Source organism: Pseudomonas sp. UBA2684 (genome assembly GCA_002354655.1).
GTDB lineage: Bacteria > Pseudomonadota > Gammaproteobacteria > Pseudomonadales > Pseudomonadaceae > Aquipseudomonas.
Map to the genome: position 1 here is coordinate 114,060 of DELY01000044.1, position 16,525 is coordinate 130,584.

The 16,525-nt window shown below is 63.7% G+C and carries 22 protein-coding genes; 11 read left to right on the forward strand and 11 right to left on the reverse strand.

Annotated elements, in window-relative coordinates; genetic code table 11:
* The first annotated feature begins 173 nt into the window (after positions 1-173).
* On the forward strand, positions 174-437 hold the full coding sequence (locus B3M58_RS15065) for a hypothetical protein (RefSeq protein ID WP_296220279.1): 264 nt from the start codon (positions 174-176) through the stop codon (positions 435-437).
* A gap of 130 nt (positions 438-567) precedes the next feature.
* Here the strand turns inward: B3M58_RS15065 and speE are convergent, their stop codons facing one another.
* Positions 568-1,428, reverse strand: a complete 861-nt coding sequence (speE, locus tag B3M58_RS15070) for a polyamine aminopropyltransferase (RefSeq protein WP_296220281.1) — start codon at positions 1,426-1,428, stop codon at positions 568-570.
* Between the two features lie 193 nt (positions 1,429-1,621).
* On the opposite strand from speE, the gene B3M58_RS15075 reads away from it, so the two are divergent.
* Together B3M58_RS15075 and B3M58_RS15080 are read left to right on the forward strand one after the other, a co-directional pair.
* Positions 1,622-2,509, forward strand: a complete 888-nt coding sequence (locus B3M58_RS15075; RefSeq protein ID WP_296220282.1) for a DNA-3-methyladenine glycosylase family protein — start codon at positions 1,622-1,624, stop codon at positions 2,507-2,509.
* A 4-nt stretch (positions 2,510-2,513) separates the two neighbouring features.
* Entirely contained in the window at positions 2,514-3,011 is a 498-nt protein-coding gene (locus B3M58_RS15080; RefSeq protein ID WP_296220283.1) for a methylated-DNA--[protein]-cysteine S-methyltransferase, read from the forward strand.
* Positions 3,012-3,063: 52 nt separating this feature from the next.
* Here the strand turns inward: B3M58_RS15080 and B3M58_RS15085 are convergent, their stop codons facing one another.
* The 7 genes from B3M58_RS15085 to aroC form a co-directional block, all read right to left on the reverse strand.
* On the reverse strand, positions 3,064-3,627 hold the full coding sequence (locus B3M58_RS15085; protein WP_296220284.1) for a histidine phosphatase family protein: 564 nt from the start codon (positions 3,625-3,627) through the stop codon (positions 3,064-3,066).
* A 4-nt stretch (positions 3,628-3,631) separates the two neighbouring features.
* Positions 3,632-3,823 (reverse strand): PLD nuclease N-terminal domain-containing protein, encoded by a 192-nt coding sequence (locus B3M58_RS15090; RefSeq protein WP_296220285.1) that lies wholly within the window; start codon positions 3,821-3,823, stop codon positions 3,632-3,634.
* 337 nt (positions 3,824-4,160) lie between these two features.
* Complete coding sequence (gene mtnC / locus B3M58_RS15095; RefSeq protein ID WP_296220288.1) at positions 4,161-4,844, reverse strand: acireductone synthase; 684 nt, start codon at positions 4,842-4,844, stop codon at positions 4,161-4,163.
* A 52-nt stretch (positions 4,845-4,896) separates the two neighbouring features.
* On the reverse strand, positions 4,897-5,445 hold the full coding sequence (locus tag B3M58_RS15100; RefSeq protein ID WP_296220290.1) for a 1,2-dihydroxy-3-keto-5-methylthiopentene dioxygenase: 549 nt from the start codon (positions 5,443-5,445) through the stop codon (positions 4,897-4,899).
* Between the two features lie 24 nt (positions 5,446-5,469).
* The gene (locus tag B3M58_RS15105) at positions 5,470-6,084 is read right to left on the reverse strand and encodes a methylthioribulose 1-phosphate dehydratase (RefSeq protein WP_296220292.1); all 615 of its coding nucleotides are present in this window, start codon (positions 6,082-6,084) and stop codon (positions 5,470-5,472) included.
* Positions 6,081-7,232 (reverse strand): MFS transporter, encoded by a 1,152-nt coding sequence (locus B3M58_RS15110; RefSeq protein WP_296220294.1) that lies wholly within the window; start codon positions 7,230-7,232, stop codon positions 6,081-6,083. Before B3M58_RS15110 ends, B3M58_RS15105 begins: the two co-directional genes overlap by 4 nt.
* Before the next feature lie 127 nt (positions 7,233-7,359).
* Positions 7,360-8,451, reverse strand: coding sequence for a chorismate synthase (gene aroC, locus B3M58_RS15115; protein ID WP_296220295.1), 1,092 nt, complete (start codon positions 8,449-8,451; stop codon positions 7,360-7,362).
* Between the two features lie 173 nt (positions 8,452-8,624).
* On the opposite strand from aroC, the gene B3M58_RS15120 reads away from it, so the two are divergent.
* Positions 8,625-9,614 (forward strand): alpha/beta hydrolase, encoded by a 990-nt coding sequence (locus tag B3M58_RS15120; protein WP_296220297.1) that lies wholly within the window; start codon positions 8,625-8,627, stop codon positions 9,612-9,614.
* Positions 9,615-9,666: 52 nt separating this feature from the next.
* Positions 9,667-10,464, forward strand: coding sequence for a hypothetical protein (locus B3M58_RS15125; RefSeq protein ID WP_296220298.1), 798 nt, complete (start codon positions 9,667-9,669; stop codon positions 10,462-10,464).
* A gap of 85 nt (positions 10,465-10,549) precedes the next feature.
* On the opposite strand, the gene prmB is transcribed toward B3M58_RS15125, so the two are convergent.
* Positions 10,550-11,470, reverse strand: a complete 921-nt coding sequence (gene prmB / locus B3M58_RS15130; RefSeq protein ID WP_296220595.1) for a 50S ribosomal protein L3 N(5)-glutamine methyltransferase — start codon at positions 11,468-11,470, stop codon at positions 10,550-10,552.
* Positions 11,471-11,567: 97 nt separating this feature from the next.
* The gene (locus tag B3M58_RS15135; RefSeq protein ID WP_296220299.1) at positions 11,568-11,702 is read right to left on the reverse strand and encodes a hypothetical protein; all 135 of its coding nucleotides are present in this window, start codon (positions 11,700-11,702) and stop codon (positions 11,568-11,570) included.
* A gap of 158 nt (positions 11,703-11,860) precedes the next feature.
* Between B3M58_RS15135 and B3M58_RS15140 the strand changes: the two genes are divergently transcribed.
* The 4 genes from B3M58_RS15140 (at position 11,861) to folE (ending at position 14,159) form a co-directional block, all read left to right on the forward strand.
* Positions 11,861-12,457 (forward strand): cysteine hydrolase family protein, encoded by a 597-nt coding sequence (locus B3M58_RS15140; protein ID WP_296220300.1) that lies wholly within the window; start codon positions 11,861-11,863, stop codon positions 12,455-12,457.
* Between the two features lie 118 nt (positions 12,458-12,575).
* Positions 12,576-12,896: a hypothetical protein gene (locus tag B3M58_RS15145; protein WP_296220301.1), complete on the forward strand. Its 321-nt coding sequence runs from the start codon at positions 12,576-12,578 to the stop codon at positions 12,894-12,896.
* 57 nt (positions 12,897-12,953) lie between these two features.
* Positions 12,954-13,526 (forward strand): Smr/MutS family protein, encoded by a 573-nt coding sequence (locus B3M58_RS15150; RefSeq protein WP_296220303.1) that lies wholly within the window; start codon positions 12,954-12,956, stop codon positions 13,524-13,526.
* 84 nt (positions 13,527-13,610) lie between these two features.
* Positions 13,611-14,159, forward strand: coding sequence for a GTP cyclohydrolase I FolE (gene folE / locus B3M58_RS15155; RefSeq protein WP_296220305.1), 549 nt, complete (start codon positions 13,611-13,613; stop codon positions 14,157-14,159).
* Between the two features lie 57 nt (positions 14,160-14,216).
* On the opposite strand, the gene B3M58_RS15160 is transcribed toward folE, so the two are convergent.
* Positions 14,217-14,447 (reverse strand): DUF3820 family protein, encoded by a 231-nt coding sequence (locus B3M58_RS15160; protein ID WP_296220307.1) that lies wholly within the window; start codon positions 14,445-14,447, stop codon positions 14,217-14,219.
* Positions 14,448-14,616: 169 nt separating this feature from the next.
* Here B3M58_RS15160 and B3M58_RS15165 point away from each other — a divergent pair, with 169 nt between their 5' ends.
* Both B3M58_RS15165 and B3M58_RS15170 read left to right on the forward strand, forming a co-directional pair.
* Complete coding sequence (locus B3M58_RS15165) at positions 14,617-14,988, forward strand: glutaredoxin family protein (protein WP_296220309.1); 372 nt, start codon at positions 14,617-14,619, stop codon at positions 14,986-14,988.
* Positions 14,989-15,195: 207 nt separating this feature from the next.
* The gene (locus B3M58_RS15170) at positions 15,196-16,461 is read left to right on the forward strand and encodes a tetratricopeptide repeat protein (protein ID WP_296220311.1); all 1,266 of its coding nucleotides are present in this window, start codon (positions 15,196-15,198) and stop codon (positions 16,459-16,461) included.
* Positions 16,462-16,525: the final 64 nt, after the last annotated feature.

Here is a 16,525-nt window from a genome sequence, read left to right on the forward strand (position 1 = left end):
CCGGGCTCGTGAAAGGCGCTAAGTGCTCTATCATCGCCAAAGGACGAACGAGCACGCAGCGTTCAGTGCCGGTACTCAGCAGGGATAGCCAAGCCGAATCATCAGGCCGGCTGACCGAGTCGAACCCAGTCGCGCAGACCTGATGGCGGCCTCACAGCAGAGAGGTTGACTCCATGAGCACGATGCAATGTACCCACCGCGAGCACACCATTACCGCTGACGTGATGGAACACCCAGGCATCCCCACGCCCTGGGCCGGCGGCTGCCATATCACCACGCCCGATGGCCGCACCAGTAAACGGCTGCCGCTGCCGCTGAGCGTCGCCTTTCTCGCCGAACTGGACAGTGCCCAGCGCGCGTCGCTTGCCCACGGCAAATGGCTGGTCGATAAGAGCCTGGATCACGGCCAGGCACTGTTCGCCAGCGCGTCACCGTAAAAAGCCTAGGCCCCCGTGACATGTTGATGCAGACCGCTCCCACAAAAGCGCGGCCTCTGCTGCAACACGTAACGGGACATCGCCATGAAAAAGCCCGCAGTTAGCGGGCTTTCATCACGCAGCAAGCGCCTCAGTCATTACTCGGCTTGTTGATTGCCTGCAGCACGTATTGCGGCAGGGCGAAGGCGCCGATGTGGATTTCCGGGTTGTAGTAGCGGGTGACGATGCTGCTGCCGGCAAAGCGCTGGCGCAGGGTGTCCAGGGACAGCTTGCGGTAGGCCGCGTCGGTGCTGCCCCAGGCGAAGGTCATGCCGCCGCCGATATAAGTCGGCACGGCGGCCTGGTAGAAGTGCCAGTCGGCGAACAGGCCGTGCATGCGCCCGGCGGTGGTCTGCACTTCGCCCAGCTGCATGAACGGCGTGCCGTTCTGCGTGACCAAGATGCCGCCATCGTTCAGGCAGCGGCGACAGGCCTGATAGAAGTTCTCGGAGAACAGCACCTCGCCCGGACCGATCGGATCGGTGGAGTCGGAGATGATCACGTCGAACTTCTCCGTGGTGTTGGCCACGAAGGCCATGCCGTCGTCGATCACCAGGTTCAACCGCGGGTCGTCGTAAGCGCCCTTGGAGTGGTTGGGCAGGAATTCCTTGCACATCTCGACCACGGTGCCGTCGATCTCGACCATGGTGATGTGCTCGACGCTGCGGTGCTTGCTGACTTCGCGCAGCATGCCGCCGTCGCCGCCGCCGATGATCAGCACGCGCTTGGCCAGGCCGTGGGCGAGGATCGGCACGTGGGTGAGCATCTCGTGGTAGATGAACTCGTCGGCCTCGGTGGTCTGGATCACCCCGTCCAGCGCCATGACCCGGCCCATGCGGGCGTTCTCGAAGATCACCAGGTGCTGGTGCTCGGTACGCACTTCGTGCAGCAGCTTGTCCATGCGAAAACGCTGGCCGTAGCCGTCGTAAAGCGTTTCTTGGTAATCGCTCATGGGTGTTTCCCCCGCAGAAAGTGAACAATGGCTGGTGGATACGGACGGAAACCGGCCATGCCGCCCGCCCATGAAGAAAGGCGCGCATTCTACGTCGCCGTGCATGACAGGTCGAACCTTGCAGCCCAGCTGCACGCAGTTTGAAAGTCAGTTTTGCGCTGACAAGCACGCACTGCGCGGTTATCGTCGCCGCATGACTAGCGCCCTGCCCCCCGCTGTTTTGCTCGCGTACCAAACCCCGTGGAACTGGCAACAATTCCACGGGCACTTCGCCCTGCGCGCCCTGGCCGGCGTAGAACAACTGCACCACGACGGCTATTGCCGCAGCTTCCGGCTTGGCGCGCTCAGCGGCTGGTTCAGCGTGCACCCGGCAAGCGGGCAGAACCACCTGGAGTTGCGCCATAGCGCCTCGGCCAACGCCTGCCTGCCCGAACTGGTGGCACGCGTGCGCAAGATGTTCGACCTGGATGCCGAGCCCCGGCGCATCGCCGTGCACTTCGCCGACGATGCGCAGCTCGGCCCGCTGGTCGCACGCAACCCAGGCCTGCGCCTGCCCACGGCGTTCGACCCGTTCGAACAGGCGGTGCGCGCCATTGTCGGCCAGCAGGTCACGGTCAAGGCGGCGGTCACCATCAGCGGGCGCCTGGTCACCCGCCTGGGCGAGCCACTGACGGACAGCGGCATTGTCGGCATCGAGCGGCTGTTCCCCAGCCCCGCGGCGCTGGCCGAGGCCAACCTGGAGGGTATCGGCATGCCCGGCAAACGCGTGCAGACCCTGCAACACTTCGCGGCCCAGGTCGCCAGCGGCGCCTTGGCGCTGAGCATGGCGGACGGCAGCGCGGCACTGATCGAGCGCCTCTGCGCCCTACCCGGTATCGGCCCATGGACGGCCGAATACATCGCCCTGCGCGCCTTCGGTGAGCCCGACGCCTTTCCCGCCAGCGACCTGGGCCTGCTGAAAGCCCCGGTGTGGGGCGCAGACGGCATCGATGCCAAGCGCCTCAAGGCCCGTGCCGAGGCCTGGCGTCCCTGGCGCGCTTATGCTGCCGCGCACCTGTGGCACAACTACTCGGAGGGCTGAACAGATGTTCTACCGCTACCACGACAGCCCTCTCGGCCGTCTGCTGCTCGCCGGCGACGCACAGGGCTTGCAGCAACTGTATATGCAGCTCGACAGCAAACCCTGGCGCATTGGTGAACACTGGCACGCCGCAAGCTCCGAGCTGGATGCGGTGTGCCAGCAACTGGACGAGTATTTCGCCGGCCGCCGCCAGCGCTTCGAACTGCGCTTGGCGCCGCAGGGCACGGTCTTTCAGCAGGCGGTGTGGCATGCCTTGCAACGCATCCCTTTTGGCCAGACCACCTGTTACAGCGCGCTGGCTGAGCAGATCGCCCGGCCCAGGGCGGTGCGCGCGGTTGGCACGGCCAACGGCGCCAATCCGATTGCCATCATCATTCCCTGCCATCGGGTGATCGGTCGCGACGGCAGCCTCACCGGGTATGCCGGCGGCTTGCCACGCAAGGCCCTGCTGCTGAAGCTGGAGGGCGCGCAACTGCCGGAGCAGGTGGCGCTGGCGCTCTAGCAGGCCGTTGAAAAACTACCTACGTTGCCGATACGGCGTTAAAAACGGCCTGCTAAGGCGCTGCAATCCGCGCCAATACCCGGGCCGGTACGCTGAGCGGCAAGGCCAGAATCAGGCCTTCGCCGGAGGCGGGGTAAAGCTGGGTCAGCGCGGTGATATTCACCTGATGCGAGATCAACAGCAGCGGCGCGCCCGGGGCCATGCCGTTGACCTGTTCGATCAGTTCACTCGTCTGTTGCTCGGCCTTGGCGCGGGTGGCAAAGAAGGAATCCAGCGCCGGCAATGGCTGCACCGCGCCCAGTGCCATCGCCACCCCGGTATCGCGCGCGCGACACCAGCGGCTGGTGAAAATCCGTGGCTGTGCGAGCCGTTGGCTGCGCAGCAATATGCCCCAACGCTGCGACTCCTCGCGGCCCTGCTGGCTGAGGTTGCGCTGGGTGGTGCAGTCGCCGAGCTGAAAGTTGGCCGGATCGCCAATACCCGGCGCCGTGGCGTGGCGCAACAGCAATACCGCACGGCCGTCGCGCAAAGCATCCCAGGCGATGACATCACTGGCGTGAACGCTACAGGCCAGAGCCAGCCAGGCGAAGACGACACCTGCGACCAGCCGGCCCATGGCGTTACAGCCTGACATTGCCGCGCGGGCCGAGCAGCGCCCAGATGATCAGGCCGATCACCGGCAAGAACACGATCAGCAACACCCAGAGCACTTTCTTCCCGGTCTGCGCGTTGCTTTTTACGATGTTGACGATGGCCCAGATATCCAGAGCCAGAATGATCAGGCCAAGCAAACCGTTCAAGGTAGAACCCATGGTGACACTCCTGTGCGAAGGGTTGCCCACCCAGGATAGACGCTGATTGTCAGGGTTCGGGATTTAAAGATGCGGCCGAGCGCCGGGCATCGAGCCCAGCCGGGTTACCCGGCGGCTATTAGCAGGCCGTTGAAAAACTACCTACGTTGGCAATACTGCGTTAAAAACGGCCTCGGATGCGAGCCCAGTCGGAATGCTCATTTACAGCTCGTAAACTGCGCTTGACTCGCTGCGCTCACCCTGCGGGCCAGCCATTGGCTGTTACTCCGCTACGCTGCGCTTCCTCGGCCGTTTTTGCCTTGTCTTGCCTGCCTCGCCTACGTTTTTCAACGGCCTGCTAGAACCGGTTGAGGTCAATCACCGCGAAGCTGGCCAGCGTCTCGTGCCCAGCCAGGCTGCCGCCGTCACGGGCCAGACCGATGGTCTGCATGCCTGCCTGCTGCGCGGCGTCCAACTCCTCGACGATATCGGAGAGAAACACAATCTCCTCGGCTGGATGGCCAATCGCCTGGGTAATCTTGCGGTACGAACCCGCCTCGCGCTTGGGCCCGCTGGTGGTGTCGAAGTAGCCGGAAAACAACGGGGTCAGGTCGCCGGCCTCGGAGCAGCCGAAAATCAGGCGCTGCGCCTGGATCGAGCCGGAGGAATAGACGTACAGCTCGTAGCCTTCCTGCTTCCAGCGTGTCAACGCCTCCACTGCGTCCGGGTAGACATGCCCTTTCAACTGGCCAGCCCGATAGCCTTCGGCCCAGACCATGCCCTGCAAGGCTTTCAGCGGTGTGGCCTTGCGGTCGGCGGCAATCCATTCCAGCAGAATTTCGACGACCCGCACGGTATCGGCCTCCGCCTCGCCACTCTCCGCCCGCACCGCGTCCAGTTGCTCGGCCACCAGCGGCGTCTCGGCATGTTGCAGGACGAAATCCGGCAAATGCTTGGCGGCATAGGGAAACAGCACGTCGAAGACGAAACTCACCGCGCTGGTGGTGCCTTCGATGTCGGTGAGGATGGCTTTGATCGGCATGCAAACTCCAAAAATCGAGCGGTAGGCGCGGGCCATGTGCCCACGCACGCGTTTAAACGTCGTCCAGGCGCGGAAAACGGCTGGCGATGTCTTCGCCAGTAAACTGGGCGACCCAGCCTTCCGGGTTGTTGAACAGGCGAATCGCCACGAAATGTGGATGCTCACCCATGTCGAACCAGTGCCGCGTGCCGGCCGGCACCGAGATCAAATCGCCCTTCTCGCACAGCACCGCGTAGATGTAATCGTCGATGTGCAGGGTGAACAGGCCACGGCCGGCGACGAAGAAACGCACCTCGTCCTCGGCATGCCGGTGTTCATCGAGGAACTTGGCGCGCAGTTCGGCCTTCTGCGGGTGGTCGCTGCTCAGGCTGACCACATCCACCGTGACGTAGCCGCGCTCGCTGATCAGTCGATCGATCTGCGGACGGTAGGCAGCGATCACCTCCTCCTGGCTGGCGCCGGGGGCAATCGGCGCCACCGCCTGCCAGCGCTCGAAACGCACACCGACCTCGGCCAGGGTGCTGGCGATGTCTTCCAGGTGGGTCAGGACCTTGTTCGGCTGTTCGGCAAGTGACTCGTGGTAGACGCTCAGGCTGCTCATGGTCTGGGTTCTCGTATTGTCAGGTTATTGCAAGGCGCGCATTTTCAGCTCGCACTCGAAGAGAAACTCGAAGGCTTCGATCTGGCGCAGGGCATCGCTCATCTGTGCGCCCCAGGTGTACAGGCCATGGCCACGGATCAGGTAACCGACGCACGCCGGGTGCTGCTCCAGCCAAGGCTGCACCTTGCTGGCCAGGCGGGCAATATCCTGGTCGTTATCGAAGATCGGCACCGTGACCCTGGATTCGTGGCTGACGATGCCGCTAAAGGCTTTCTGCAACTCGTAATCCTCGAACACCAGGCAGTCTTCGCGGGTCAGGCGCGACAGCACCGTGGCGTTCACCGAGTGGGTGTGCAGCACCGCGCCAATCTCGGCTTTCCAGCTGTACAGTTGGGTGTGCAGCAGGGTTTCGGCGGAAGGTTTCTTGCCCGCCTCCAGGCTCTGGCCCTGCATGTCGGTGGCCAACACATCGTCCAGACCGAGCTGGCCTTTGTGCTTGCCGGAGACAGTGAGCAAGGCCTCGCTGGCCGACAGGCGGGTGGAATAGTTGCTGCTGGTCGCCGGCGACCAGCCACGGCCATACAGGAAACGGCCGGCATCGACGATCTGCTGGGCGAGTTGTGCGCGGCTCGGGCTCATGGCCTCTCCTCTTGCAAACGGGTGGCGGTGATAACGGCAGCCGCCAGGGCTGCCAGGCTGGCGAGGGCAAAGGTCCAGGCCGGGCCGAGGGTGTTCCAACTGTAGCCGGAGTACAGCGCGCCCAGCGCGCCACCAACCCCGGCCAAGGTGGCGTACAGCGCTTGGCCCTGACCTTGTTGGCGGTCGGCGAAACTACGCTGCACGAAATGAATGGCAGCGGCATGAAAACTGCCAAAAGTCGCCGCGTGCAGCAATTGGGCGAACAACAACACCGCCAGATGATCGGCCAGGTTACCCAGCAATAGCCAGCGCACGGCGGTGATCAGAAAACTCGCCAGCAGCACGCTGCGCAGCGAGTAGCGCGCCAACAGCCTGGCCATGACCATGAACAGGACGATTTCCGCCAGCACGCCCAAGGCCCAGAGCTGGCCGATCAGCCCGCGCGAGTAACCCAGCGCTTCCAGGTGCAAGGTGAGAAAGGTGTAGTACGGGCCATTGCTCAGCTGCATCAGGCCGACGCTGAGGTAAAACGCCAGAATCCCCGGCCGCCGCAGCTGGCGGATAAAGCCGCCCTGCGCCGCAGTATTCGGGTGCATCTGCGGCTGTGCGTTGGGCACCCAGAAACTGCTCAGCACAATGCCGCCCATGATCAGAATCAGCGCCCAGGGGTAGGCGTCCAGGCTGAGCAGCTCGAACAGTTGGCCCAACCCCACCACCGCGACGATAAAACCGATGCTGCCCCACAGGCGGATCTGGCTGTAACGCGCGGCCTGCTCCTGCAAATGCGCGAAGGTGATCACTTCGAACTGCGGCAGTACCGCATGCCAGAAGAACGCATGCAGCGCCATGATCAACGCCAGCCAGGCATAGCTCTGGCTGACGAAGATGCCGGCGAAACACAGCAACGTGCACAGCGCACCGAAACGCACGATGGCCAGGCGCTGCCCCGTGTAGTCGCCCAGCCAGCCCCACAGGTTTGGCGCCACGCAGCGCATCAGCATGGGAATCGCCACCAACTCACCGATGCGCGCAGCGGAAAACCCCAGGTGATCGAAATACAACGCCAGGAACGGCGCCGTGGCGCCGAGCAGCGAGAAGTAGAAAAAGTAGAAACCGGACAGCCGCCAGTAAGGCAAGGCGGGGGTCATGGCGTGCACAGGCGCAGGTTGGGTTGAGGAACCCGTGACGACGCCCAACAGCTGTTGGGCCGACGTCTGCGTGGTCGAGCCGAGCAGCGTTGGGCTTCGCTACGCGCCACCCGACCTACGCGCGCCATCACAGCTGCGGCAGCACCGGCGTCGCTACACGCACCTCGGCATTCTGCGCGCGGTGGCGCAGCAGATGATCCATCAGCACGATGGCCATCATCGCCTCGGCGATCGGGGTGGCGCGGATGCCCACGCAGGGGTCGTGACGGCCCTTGGTGATCACATCCACCGGGTTGCCATCGACATCGATGGAACGCCCCGGCGTGGTGATGCTGGAAGTCGGCTTCAGCGCCAGGTGCGCGACGATCGGCTGACCGCTGGAGATGCCACCGAGGATGCCGCCGGCGTTGTTCGACAGGAAGCCTTCCGGGGTCAGCTCGTCGCGGTGCTCGGTGCCGCGCTGGGCGACGCTGGCGAAGCCGGCGCCGATTTCCACGCCCTTGACCGCGTTGATGCTCATCAGCGCGTGGGCCAGCTCGGCGTCCAGGCGGTCGAAAATCGGCTCGCCGAGACCCGGCATCACCCCCTCGGCGACCACGGTGATCTTCGCCCCGACCGAATCCTGGTCGCGGCGCAGTTGGTCCATATAGGCTTCCAGCTCCGCCACCTTGTCCGGGTCGGGGCTGAAGAAGGCGTTCTGCTCGACGCTGTCCCACGTTTTGAACGGGATTTCGATGGGGCCGAGCTGGCTCATGTAGCCACGAATGACGATGCCCTGGCTCGCCAGGTACTTCTTGGCGATGGCGCCAGCCGCCACGCGCATGGCGGTCTCGCGCGCCGAACTGCGGCCGCCGCCACGGTAGTCGCGGATGCCGTACTTGTGGTGGTAGGTGTAGTCGGCGTGGGCCGGGCGGAACAGATCCTTGATCGCCGAGTAGTCCTTGGACTTCTGGTCGGTATTGCGGATCAACAAACCGATGGCGCAGCCGGTGGTCTTGCCCTCGAATACCCCGGCGAGGATTTCCACCTCGTCGTCTTCCTGACGCTGGGTGGTGTGGCGGCTGGTGCCCGGCTTGCGGCGGTCGAGATCGCGCTGCAGGTCTTCCAGCGACAGTTCCAGCCCCGGCGGGCAGCCGTCCACGATGGCGACCAGCGCCGGGCCGTGGCTTTCGCCTGCGGTGGTGACGGTGAACAACTTGCCGTAGGTATTGCCGGACATGTGCAGGATACTCCGCGTGAATCAGCATCGCGCCTGGCGCCGCGCACAGTCGCGCCGGCCAAATCGCCACTCAATAAAGGCCGCGAGTATACCCGCGGCGCCAGCCCAGTTCACCCTCGAACCTTATGCCGATGCGCGCGTCCAACAGATTCCTACCGCCACAGTGCCTCTCCATGCTGCGAGCTTTTCTATTGACTCTGCCCTTGCTTGCCGGCCTGGCCCAGGCCGCCCCGCACACCATCCTGCAACGCCCAGTGAGCCTGACCACCGACCAGGGCACTCTGCATGGCACCTTGGTACAGCCGCAAAGCGACCAGCCAGTGGCGGTCGCCCTGCTGATCGCAGGCTCAGGGCCGACCGACCGCGACGGCAACAATCCCGCCGGCGGGCACAACGACAGCCTCAAACGCCTCGCGCAAACCCTGGCCAAACACGGCATCGCCAGCCTGCGCTACGACAAACGCGGGGTCGCCGCCAGCCGCGCGGCAACCCCCGATGAACGCAACCTCAGCGTCGAGCAGTATGTGGCGGACGCAGCGGCCTGGGGCCGCCAGCTCAAGGCCGATCCCGGCTTCGACCGGCTGATCCTCATCGGCCACAGCGAAGGGGCACTGATCGCCAGCCTGGCCGCGCCTGAAGCCAGTGCCGACGCGCTGATCGCGCTGGCCGGCAGCTCGCGGCCCATCGACCAGGTCTTGCGCGAGCAACTGCATTACCGCCTGCCGCCCACGCTGTTGGCGCAGAGCACTGTGCTGCTCGACCGCCTGCTGGCCGGCCAGGTAACGTCTGAGGTGAACGAGGAGTTACAGGTGCTGTTTCGCCCCAGCGTGCAGCCTTACCTGATCTCGCTGTTTCGCCACAACCCCAGCGAAGCCTTCGCTCGCCTGGCGATACCGGCGCTGATCGTCCAGGGTAGCCATGACATTCAGGTTGGGGTTGCCGATGCCGAAGCGCTGCATGCCGCCAAACCAGACGCCGAACTGCTGATCGTCGAAGGCATGAACCATGTGCTGCGCATCGTGCCACTGGATATAAAGGCGCAACTGGCATCCTACGACAATCCTCGGCTACCGTTGGCGCGGGTGCTGACCGAGCAGATCGTCAGCTTTATCCAGCACGCTGGCACCACGCCAGCCTCCAGCAACGCGCATATCGGCCGATAAACCCAGGGCTGGCGCGAGGTGAGTGCTGGCAGCGTGCACAGGACTGCCGTACATGACCGACACCGATGACCCGCAACCCACAGCCGATGCCACCGGCGAAACGCAAGCACCGGCCGAGAAAGCCCACCCCTGGGCGGAACTTGACCCGGAGCAGTTTCGCTTGCTGCGCCTGGCGCCCTTGCCGACCGACCGCCACACCGGCGCCCGCCCGCTGCGTTTTGTGCAACTGGGCCGCCTCGAACGGCATAGCAAGGAGCAGAGCCTGCTGCGCCTGAGCGTGCAACTGCCCGGTCAACGCGTGCGCAAGGAGCAGAACCTGCTGGAGGTGTGGATCGATCACCGCGACAAAGAGGTTCGTTTCGGTGCGGAAAAAGGCCTGCACATCGAGCCCGACAATCGTGGGCTGGGACGCTTCCTGCTGGCCCAGGGCATCGCCTGGGCTCGGCAATACTGCGGTCATTACCGGGTCGAGGGTGGCGCCCTACCCGCCAAGGACGCCCTCAGCGAAGATGCCCGCGCGCGCCGCGACCATTGCCTGCAAGCCCAAGGCTTTGTCGTCGAGTACCTCGACCCGCTGCAACTCAAGGCAAGCTACAGCGCCGCGCGGGTCAGTGCCCTGCACAGCGACTGGCACACGGAAAAAGTCCAGTTGATCGACCAGCTCGACGCCGCCAGCATGTTGCAACAGGCGGACCGCAACCTGCACGAGCAGGCGGTGAAAATTCGCCAACTGGAAGAGCGCATCGAACACTTCAAACGCGAAGACGGCAGCCTGCGCTTCACCATCGCCTGCCTGGTGGCGTTCAGCCTGTTTCAGGCTGGCCTGCTGATCTGGATCGCCACGCGCTGAGCAGTGAAAAACCACCGTTCTCTTGTGGGAGGGACTTTAGCCGCAACAACCGGGCCGCAACTAAAGCCTCGCCCTCCGGTCGCGGCTAGCCGTTGAGCCTGGCACGGAACAACGCCTGATGCTCACGGCATTGCTGGGCCGCCAGGAGAAACACGCCGTGACCGCCGCGCTCGAACTCCAGCCAGGTGAAATCGACTTCCGGGTAAAGCGCCTCGACGTGCACCTGGCTGTTGCCCACCTCGATGATCAGCGTGCCCTTCTCGCTCAGGTGATCGGCCGCTTCGGCCAACAAGCGCCGTACCAGGTCCAGACCGTCGTCGCCGCAGGCCAGGCCCATGGCCGGCTCATGCTGATACTCGGCCGGCATGTCGGCGAAATCCTCGGCATCGACATACGGCGGGTTGCACACGATCAAGTCAAAACGCTGCTGGGGTAGTCCGGCAAAGCCATCGCCCTGCACGGTGTAGACGCGGGCTTCCAGAGCATGCCGCTCGATGTTCTGATTGGCTACTTCCAGGGCCTCGAACGACAGATCGCCGAGCACCACTTCGGCCTCGGGAAACTCATACGCACAGGCAATGCCGATGCAACCAGAACCGCTGCACAGGTCGAGAATACGAACCGGCTCGACGGCCAGCCAGGGCTGGAAGTGCTGCTCGATCAACTCGGCAATCGGCGAACGCGGCACCAGCACACGCTCATCGACAATAAATGGCAGGCCACAGAACCAGGCCTCGCCGAGCAGGTAAGCGGTTGGCACACGCTCTTCGATGCGTTGTTTGAGCAACTGTTGCAGGTGGGCGTGCTCATCGTCTTCCAGGCGGCAATCGAGGTAGCTGTCGGCGATTTCCCAGGGCAAGTGCAGTGCGCCCAGCACCAGCTGCCGCGCTTCGTCCCAGGCGTTGTCCGTGCCATGGCCAAAAAACAGCGCTTCGTCATGGAAGCGGCTGACCGCCCAACGAATGTAGTCGCGCACGGTGCGCAGGCGAGTTTGGCGGGCGGGCATAGCGTCGGTCACAGGGCATCTCCATGCAAAAGATGCGGCAGTTTAACAGGCTATGCCGATGCCAGCGGGCGCATGCGCAGGTATTCGGGGCTGCCGCTCAACGCTTTTTGCGCCGCCCCAGGCGCATGGGTGGCTCGTCGCGAGTACGCCTCAACTCACGGATCACCGCGATGGATACCGCCAAGGAAAATAACAGCCAAAAATGCGCGGAAAACTGCGAAAACAGGTTCATAAGCAACTCCTTTTGCTCTCCGACTCCAATGCCTTTGGAGTGGTTCGATTTTGCGCGCGCCGACGGTCGCCTGCAAGGCAGTGCATCGAAGAGGTTCACAGCAGCGCCGCACAGGCGGACAATGGCTGCTGTCGTCCGCGCCAGCGAGGAATGTGTTCATGTCCCATCCGCAAACCCTATTTCAGCTCACCGGCCGTAGCCATGCGCCGGCCAGCCTGAACAATGCCACCCTGCTGATCATCGATGCGCAGGAAGAATACCGCAGCGGCGTGCTGCAACTGCCCGGCCTGGATGCCGCACTCGCGGAGATCGCCAAACTGCTGGCAGCGGCGCGCGCGCAGGGCCGGCCGATCGTGCATGTCAAACACCTGGGCATCCCCGACGGCCTGCTCGATCCGCGTGGCCCACGCGGCCATCATCTCCCCGAAGCAGCCCCGCTGCCCGGCGAGATCGTCGTTGAGAAACGCATGCCCAATGCGTTCAGCGGCACCGACCTGCACGAGCGCCTGCAGGCGCTCGGCCACCTCGATCTGATTGTCTGTGGTTTCATGACCCACTCCAGCATCAGCACCACAGTGCGGGCCACCAAAGACTATGGTTACCGCTGCACCGTGGTCGACGCCGCCTGCGCCACCCGCGACCTGCCGACGCCAGATGGCAAGGTGCTCAGCGCCGCCGAGATGCACCGCGCGGAAATGATCGCCTTGGCCGATAACTTCGCCGCGGTGGTGCCGCAGGCCAGCGCGTTGATCTGAGCCCAGCGGGCAGACGCAAATACTCGGCTGCATCACATCACGCAGCCGTGCATGGCGCTGAGTTGAACCCCAGCGCCGCCTGCCGGTCATACCGCCGATACCCACAGAGGAAATCGGAATGAAGTTATCCGATGGTTTCGATGCTCGCCGCCTGCGTCCCCGCGGCCAAGGCAACTGGCGTTTGCGTTTTGCCGCTGCACTGGCCGCGCTGTTCGCCACCTTCGGCGTGCTCCTGGCCATGGCTGGCGCCGCCACCTTGCTTGGTCGTCCGCCCGCGCTCGGCACACTCAACGATTCACCTGGCGCAGCGGCCGTGCTGCTGGTCGTCGGCCTATTGCTGCTCTGGAGCGGTATCGGCGCATGGCGCATGTGTCGGCGTCGGTTGCGCCGCCCCAGCGACCTCAGCCTCTCGCCACACCTGATGAAAAAACGCGACTGATCAAGCCTCACCAAAGCAGCCGCCTTGGTTACACTAGCGGCCTTCGCGGAGGCCCATATGCAAGACGATGCCGGAAAAGATAACGAAAGCGCCCTGTTCAAAGCCGAGTTGCGCGGCGTCAAGCCGATCAAGCATGACCGCGCCGACACCGGCAAAGCCAAACCCGACCGCAAACAACTGGCGACCCTGCGCCAGGCGGCCAGCATTCGCGCCGATTCGCTCAAGGTCGATGGCCTGTCCGATCAGTTCGTCATCGACGTAGGCGCCGAAGACCCACTGTACTGGGCCGCCAACGGCGTGCAAGAAGGCCAGATGCGCAAACTCAAGCTGGGCCAGATTGCCTTCGATGGCAGTCTTGACCTGCATGGCATGAGCGTCGAGAAAGCCCGCGATACGCTGTGGGAGTTCCTCGCCGAAGCGGCCAAGCTCGAAGTGCGCTGCGTGCGCATTACCCATGGCAAGGCCGTGCGCATGGATGGCCGCAAGCCGATGATCAAAAGCCACGTCAACACCTGGTTGCGCCAGCACCCGCAGGTGCTCGGCTTCACCTCCTGCCTGGCCAAGCACGGCGGCACCGGCGCGGCCTATGTGATGCTCAAACGCACCATGATGGACGGCCGCGACGAGTAACCCACGCGCGTCGCGCCCTTGCCAGCGCGCTAGCGGCGCCCTACCCTGCGCGTCTGTGCATACCGAGTCCCCACAGGAAGCCCCATGTCCCTGGAACAGAATTACACCGCGATTCTCGGCCAACTCGGCGAGGACGTCGCTCGCGAAGGCCTGCTCGACACCCCCAAGCGGGCTGCCAAAGCCATGCAGTACCTCTGCCGCGGTTACCAGCAGACCCTGGAAGAAGTCACCAACGGTGCATTGTTCAGCTCCGACAACAGCGAAATGGTGCTGGTCAAGAACATCGAGTTGTACTCGCTGTGCGAGCATCACCTGCTGCCGTTTATTGGCAAGGCCCATGTCGCCTACATTCCCAGCGGCAAAGTGCTAGGCCTGTCGAAAGTCGCACGGATCGTCGACATGTATGCGCGGCGCCTGCAAATCCAGGAAAACCTCAGCCGGCAGATCGCCGAAGCCGTGCAGCAGGTTACCGGTGCCCTTGGCGTCGCGGTGGTGATCGAAGCCCAGCACATGTGCATGATGATGCGCGGCGTAGAGAAGCAGAACTCCTCGATGGTGACCTCGGTGATGCTCGGCGAATTTCGCGAGAATGCCGCCACCCGTAGCGAGTTCCTCAGCCTGATCAATAACTGATCACGACGCTCTGCCCCCAAAACCGGCCTTGCGCCGGTTTTTTTGCATCAGCGCCCTTTACTCGGGCGGTAAGCGCGGCTTGTGCCGCAACGGATCGAGCAAAGGCGACAGGCCGTTGTGATCGATCTCCTGCATCAAGGCCAGCAAGCGGCCAATTTCGCCACTGGGAAACCCCTCGCGCGCAAACCAGTTGAGGTAGCGCCCCGGTAGGTCGGCGAGTAAACGGCCCTTGTATTTGCCAAAGGGCATTTCTCGGGTCACCAGCAGTTGCAGGTCTTCAGGTTTCATTCAGCGCTCACCTATGCCGCCCCATGCGCCAGGCGGGCAGCGATTAAAACAGAGCTGCGGATTATGCCTAAAGCGCGCCAGGATGCACCGTTCGACCGTCGCCCAGGCCAGCGCAGGCAAACTCGGGTAAGCTGCGCACCCGTATTTTTCACCCAAGGTTATCCTCGCGATGCTTATCAAGGCTCTCAGAATCGGTCTCGGCCAGTTAATCGTGTTTCTCGACTTCATCAGCCGCCCGCGCAAACTGCAGCGCACGGCCGCCGCCCAAGCGAGCGTCGAGCAAGCCGCCGCAAGCCTGGCGCTGTATCAGTTCCACGCCTGTCCGTTCTGCGTGAAAACCCGCCGCACCCTGCACAAACTGAATGTGCCGGTCGCCCTGCGCGATGCCAAACACAACGCGCAGGACCGGCAAGCCCTGCTGGAACAAGGCGGCAAAATCCAAGTACCGTGCCTGCGCATCGAAGAAAACGGCCAGAGCACCTGGCTGTACGACTCCAAAGCCATCGGTGCCTACTTGAACCAGCGTTTCGCGGCGAATTAATACCCGCAACAGAGTTGGTGCGCCCCCGCCCGCGCGCCCACCCCGTTATGTTTTTTGATCTACAGTGAAAGCCACTGGCCACCTTCCGGCCACGCACTGTAGCAATCTAGCGATGCACCAATAGCCCGCCTGAGAAGCGCCCTGCGGCGCCGCTCATGGCAGCTGTGGGTCATGTGAGCGCAGTAATCCGATAACGGGGAATGAACCGTGCGTAAGCCGATAGCCGTTGCGCTAAGCCTGGCGCTCCTGGGCGGTTGCGAGAGCCTGCCGGAAAAACAGCAGATTCTGGATACGTCCGCCAACTTCCTGAACAAGACCAGCGCGATGATTGCGCAGCAAGCGCAAGCACTGAGCAACTGGGGCGCCAGCGAGAACAACCAGATATATGACCGCGAGATCGCCGCGCTCTTCGAGCAGCCGCGGATCGATCCGCTGAGTCACTACCTCGAACAGCACAATAACGACGAGAGCCGGGCGCGCCATTTGCGCCGAGTGCTCGAGGAACGCGAGCGCCGCTGCGAAAACATCGCCGGGGAATATGCCGCACAGGCGAAAACCGCAGCCAACCTGAGTCGCTTCAGCCGTGGTTATGACTATTCCTGCCCGGCACAGGTGCAACGTTTTGCCGAACAGATCGAGCGACCCACGCCCAGCAGCGCGGCCGTACTGGTCAGCACCACGGCAACGCCCCAGCCACGCGCGCACCTCCCGGCGCCGACAGCCAGCCCGACAGCCAGCACGCAGCTCGAGCGCCAGCAGGTGAATAACTGTTACCTGCTGTTCACCATCAAGAACTACCGCCAAGCCCAAGACGCCTGCCGCGCCCCCGCCGAAGCCGGCGACGCCAAGGCCCAGTACAAAATGGCGGTGATCGCCAACGCCCTCAAGCAATACCCCGAAGCCCTGAAATGGGCTCGCCTGGCGGCGAAGAACACCGCCGAAGGCCGCTATCAGCTGGGCCTGTTGTACTACCGCGGACATGGCGTCGAGCAAAACCACGCCGAAGCGCTGAAGTGGTACGAGCAGGCTGCCACACAAGGCTTGGCCAGCGCGCAATACCAGAGCGGCAGAATGTATGCGCAAGGCCAGGGCACCGCCGCCAATCCGCGCAAGGCCAGAAGCCGCTTGAGTCAGGCCGCCAACCAGGGCCATCGCGAAGCGCAGACCCGGCTCGGGCACATGTACCTGGCCGGCGACGGCGGCACAGCGGACGTTACCAGCGCCAGGCAATGGTTCCTCAAGGCCGCCCGGCAAGGCGCTGCCGAGGCGCAGTACCAGCTCGGCCAGATGTATGCCCGCGGCCAAGGGGTGCCGCAGAACAATGCCGAAGCCTATGTCTGGCTGAGCCTGGCTGAGCAAAGTGGCGAAGCACAGGCCGCGCCATTGCTGGAACGTTTGCGCCCCGAGATCGACGAGGCGCAAATCGCCCAAGCGCAGCAAAACGTGCGCAAAACCCTGGAAAGCCAACGCTAAACAGACGGATTCGCTCTACGCTGAATATATACCGACTCACCTCCTGCAACGGGCGCCCGGCAAG

Bases quoted from the DNA above. Each gene is read 5' to 3' on its own strand.
- B3M58_RS15065 (WP_296220279.1), top strand. From the start codon at position 174: ATGAGCACGATGCAATGTACCCACCGCGAGCACACCATTACCGCTGAC.
- speE (WP_296220281.1), bottom strand. From the start codon at position 1,428: ATGAGCGATTACCAAGAAACGCTTTACGACGGCTACGGCCAGCGTTTT.
- B3M58_RS15075 (WP_296220282.1), top strand. From the start codon at position 1,622: ATGACTAGCGCCCTGCCCCCCGCTGTTTTGCTCGCGTACCAAACCCCG.
- B3M58_RS15080 (WP_296220283.1), top strand. From the start codon at position 2,514: ATGTTCTACCGCTACCACGACAGCCCTCTCGGCCGTCTGCTGCTCGCC.
- B3M58_RS15085 (WP_296220284.1), bottom strand. From the start codon at position 3,627: ATGGGCCGGCTGGTCGCAGGTGTCGTCTTCGCCTGGCTGGCTCTGGCC.
- B3M58_RS15090 (WP_296220285.1), bottom strand. From the start codon at position 3,823: ATGGGTTCTACCTTGAACGGTTTGCTTGGCCTGATCATTCTGGCTCTG.
- mtnC (WP_296220288.1), bottom strand. From the start codon at position 4,844: ATGCCGATCAAAGCCATCCTCACCGACATCGAAGGCACCACCAGCGCG.
- B3M58_RS15100 (WP_296220290.1), bottom strand. From the start codon at position 5,445: ATGAGCAGCCTGAGCGTCTACCACGAGTCACTTGCCGAACAGCCGAAC.
- B3M58_RS15105 (WP_296220292.1), bottom strand. From the start codon at position 6,084: ATGAGCCCGAGCCGCGCACAACTCGCCCAGCAGATCGTCGATGCCGGC.
- B3M58_RS15110 (WP_296220294.1), bottom strand. From the start codon at position 7,232: ATGACCCCCGCCTTGCCTTACTGGCGGCTGTCCGGTTTCTACTTTTTC.
- aroC (WP_296220295.1), bottom strand. From the start codon at position 8,451: ATGTCCGGCAATACCTACGGCAAGTTGTTCACCGTCACCACCGCAGGC.
- B3M58_RS15120 (WP_296220297.1), top strand. From the start codon at position 8,625: ATGCTGCGAGCTTTTCTATTGACTCTGCCCTTGCTTGCCGGCCTGGCC.
- B3M58_RS15125 (WP_296220298.1), top strand. From the start codon at position 9,667: ATGACCGACACCGATGACCCGCAACCCACAGCCGATGCCACCGGCGAA.
- prmB (WP_296220595.1), bottom strand. From the start codon at position 11,470: ATGCCCGCCCGCCAAACTCGCCTGCGCACCGTGCGCGACTACATTCGT.
- B3M58_RS15135 (WP_296220299.1), bottom strand. From the start codon at position 11,702: ATGAACCTGTTTTCGCAGTTTTCCGCGCATTTTTGGCTGTTATTTTCC.
- B3M58_RS15140 (WP_296220300.1), top strand. From the start codon at position 11,861: ATGTCCCATCCGCAAACCCTATTTCAGCTCACCGGCCGTAGCCATGCG.
- B3M58_RS15145 (WP_296220301.1), top strand. From the start codon at position 12,576: ATGAAGTTATCCGATGGTTTCGATGCTCGCCGCCTGCGTCCCCGCGGC.
- B3M58_RS15150 (WP_296220303.1), top strand. From the start codon at position 12,954: ATGCAAGACGATGCCGGAAAAGATAACGAAAGCGCCCTGTTCAAAGCC.
- folE (WP_296220305.1), top strand. From the start codon at position 13,611: ATGTCCCTGGAACAGAATTACACCGCGATTCTCGGCCAACTCGGCGAG.
- B3M58_RS15160 (WP_296220307.1), bottom strand. From the start codon at position 14,447: ATGAAACCTGAAGACCTGCAACTGCTGGTGACCCGAGAAATGCCCTTT.
- B3M58_RS15165 (WP_296220309.1), top strand. From the start codon at position 14,617: ATGCTTATCAAGGCTCTCAGAATCGGTCTCGGCCAGTTAATCGTGTTT.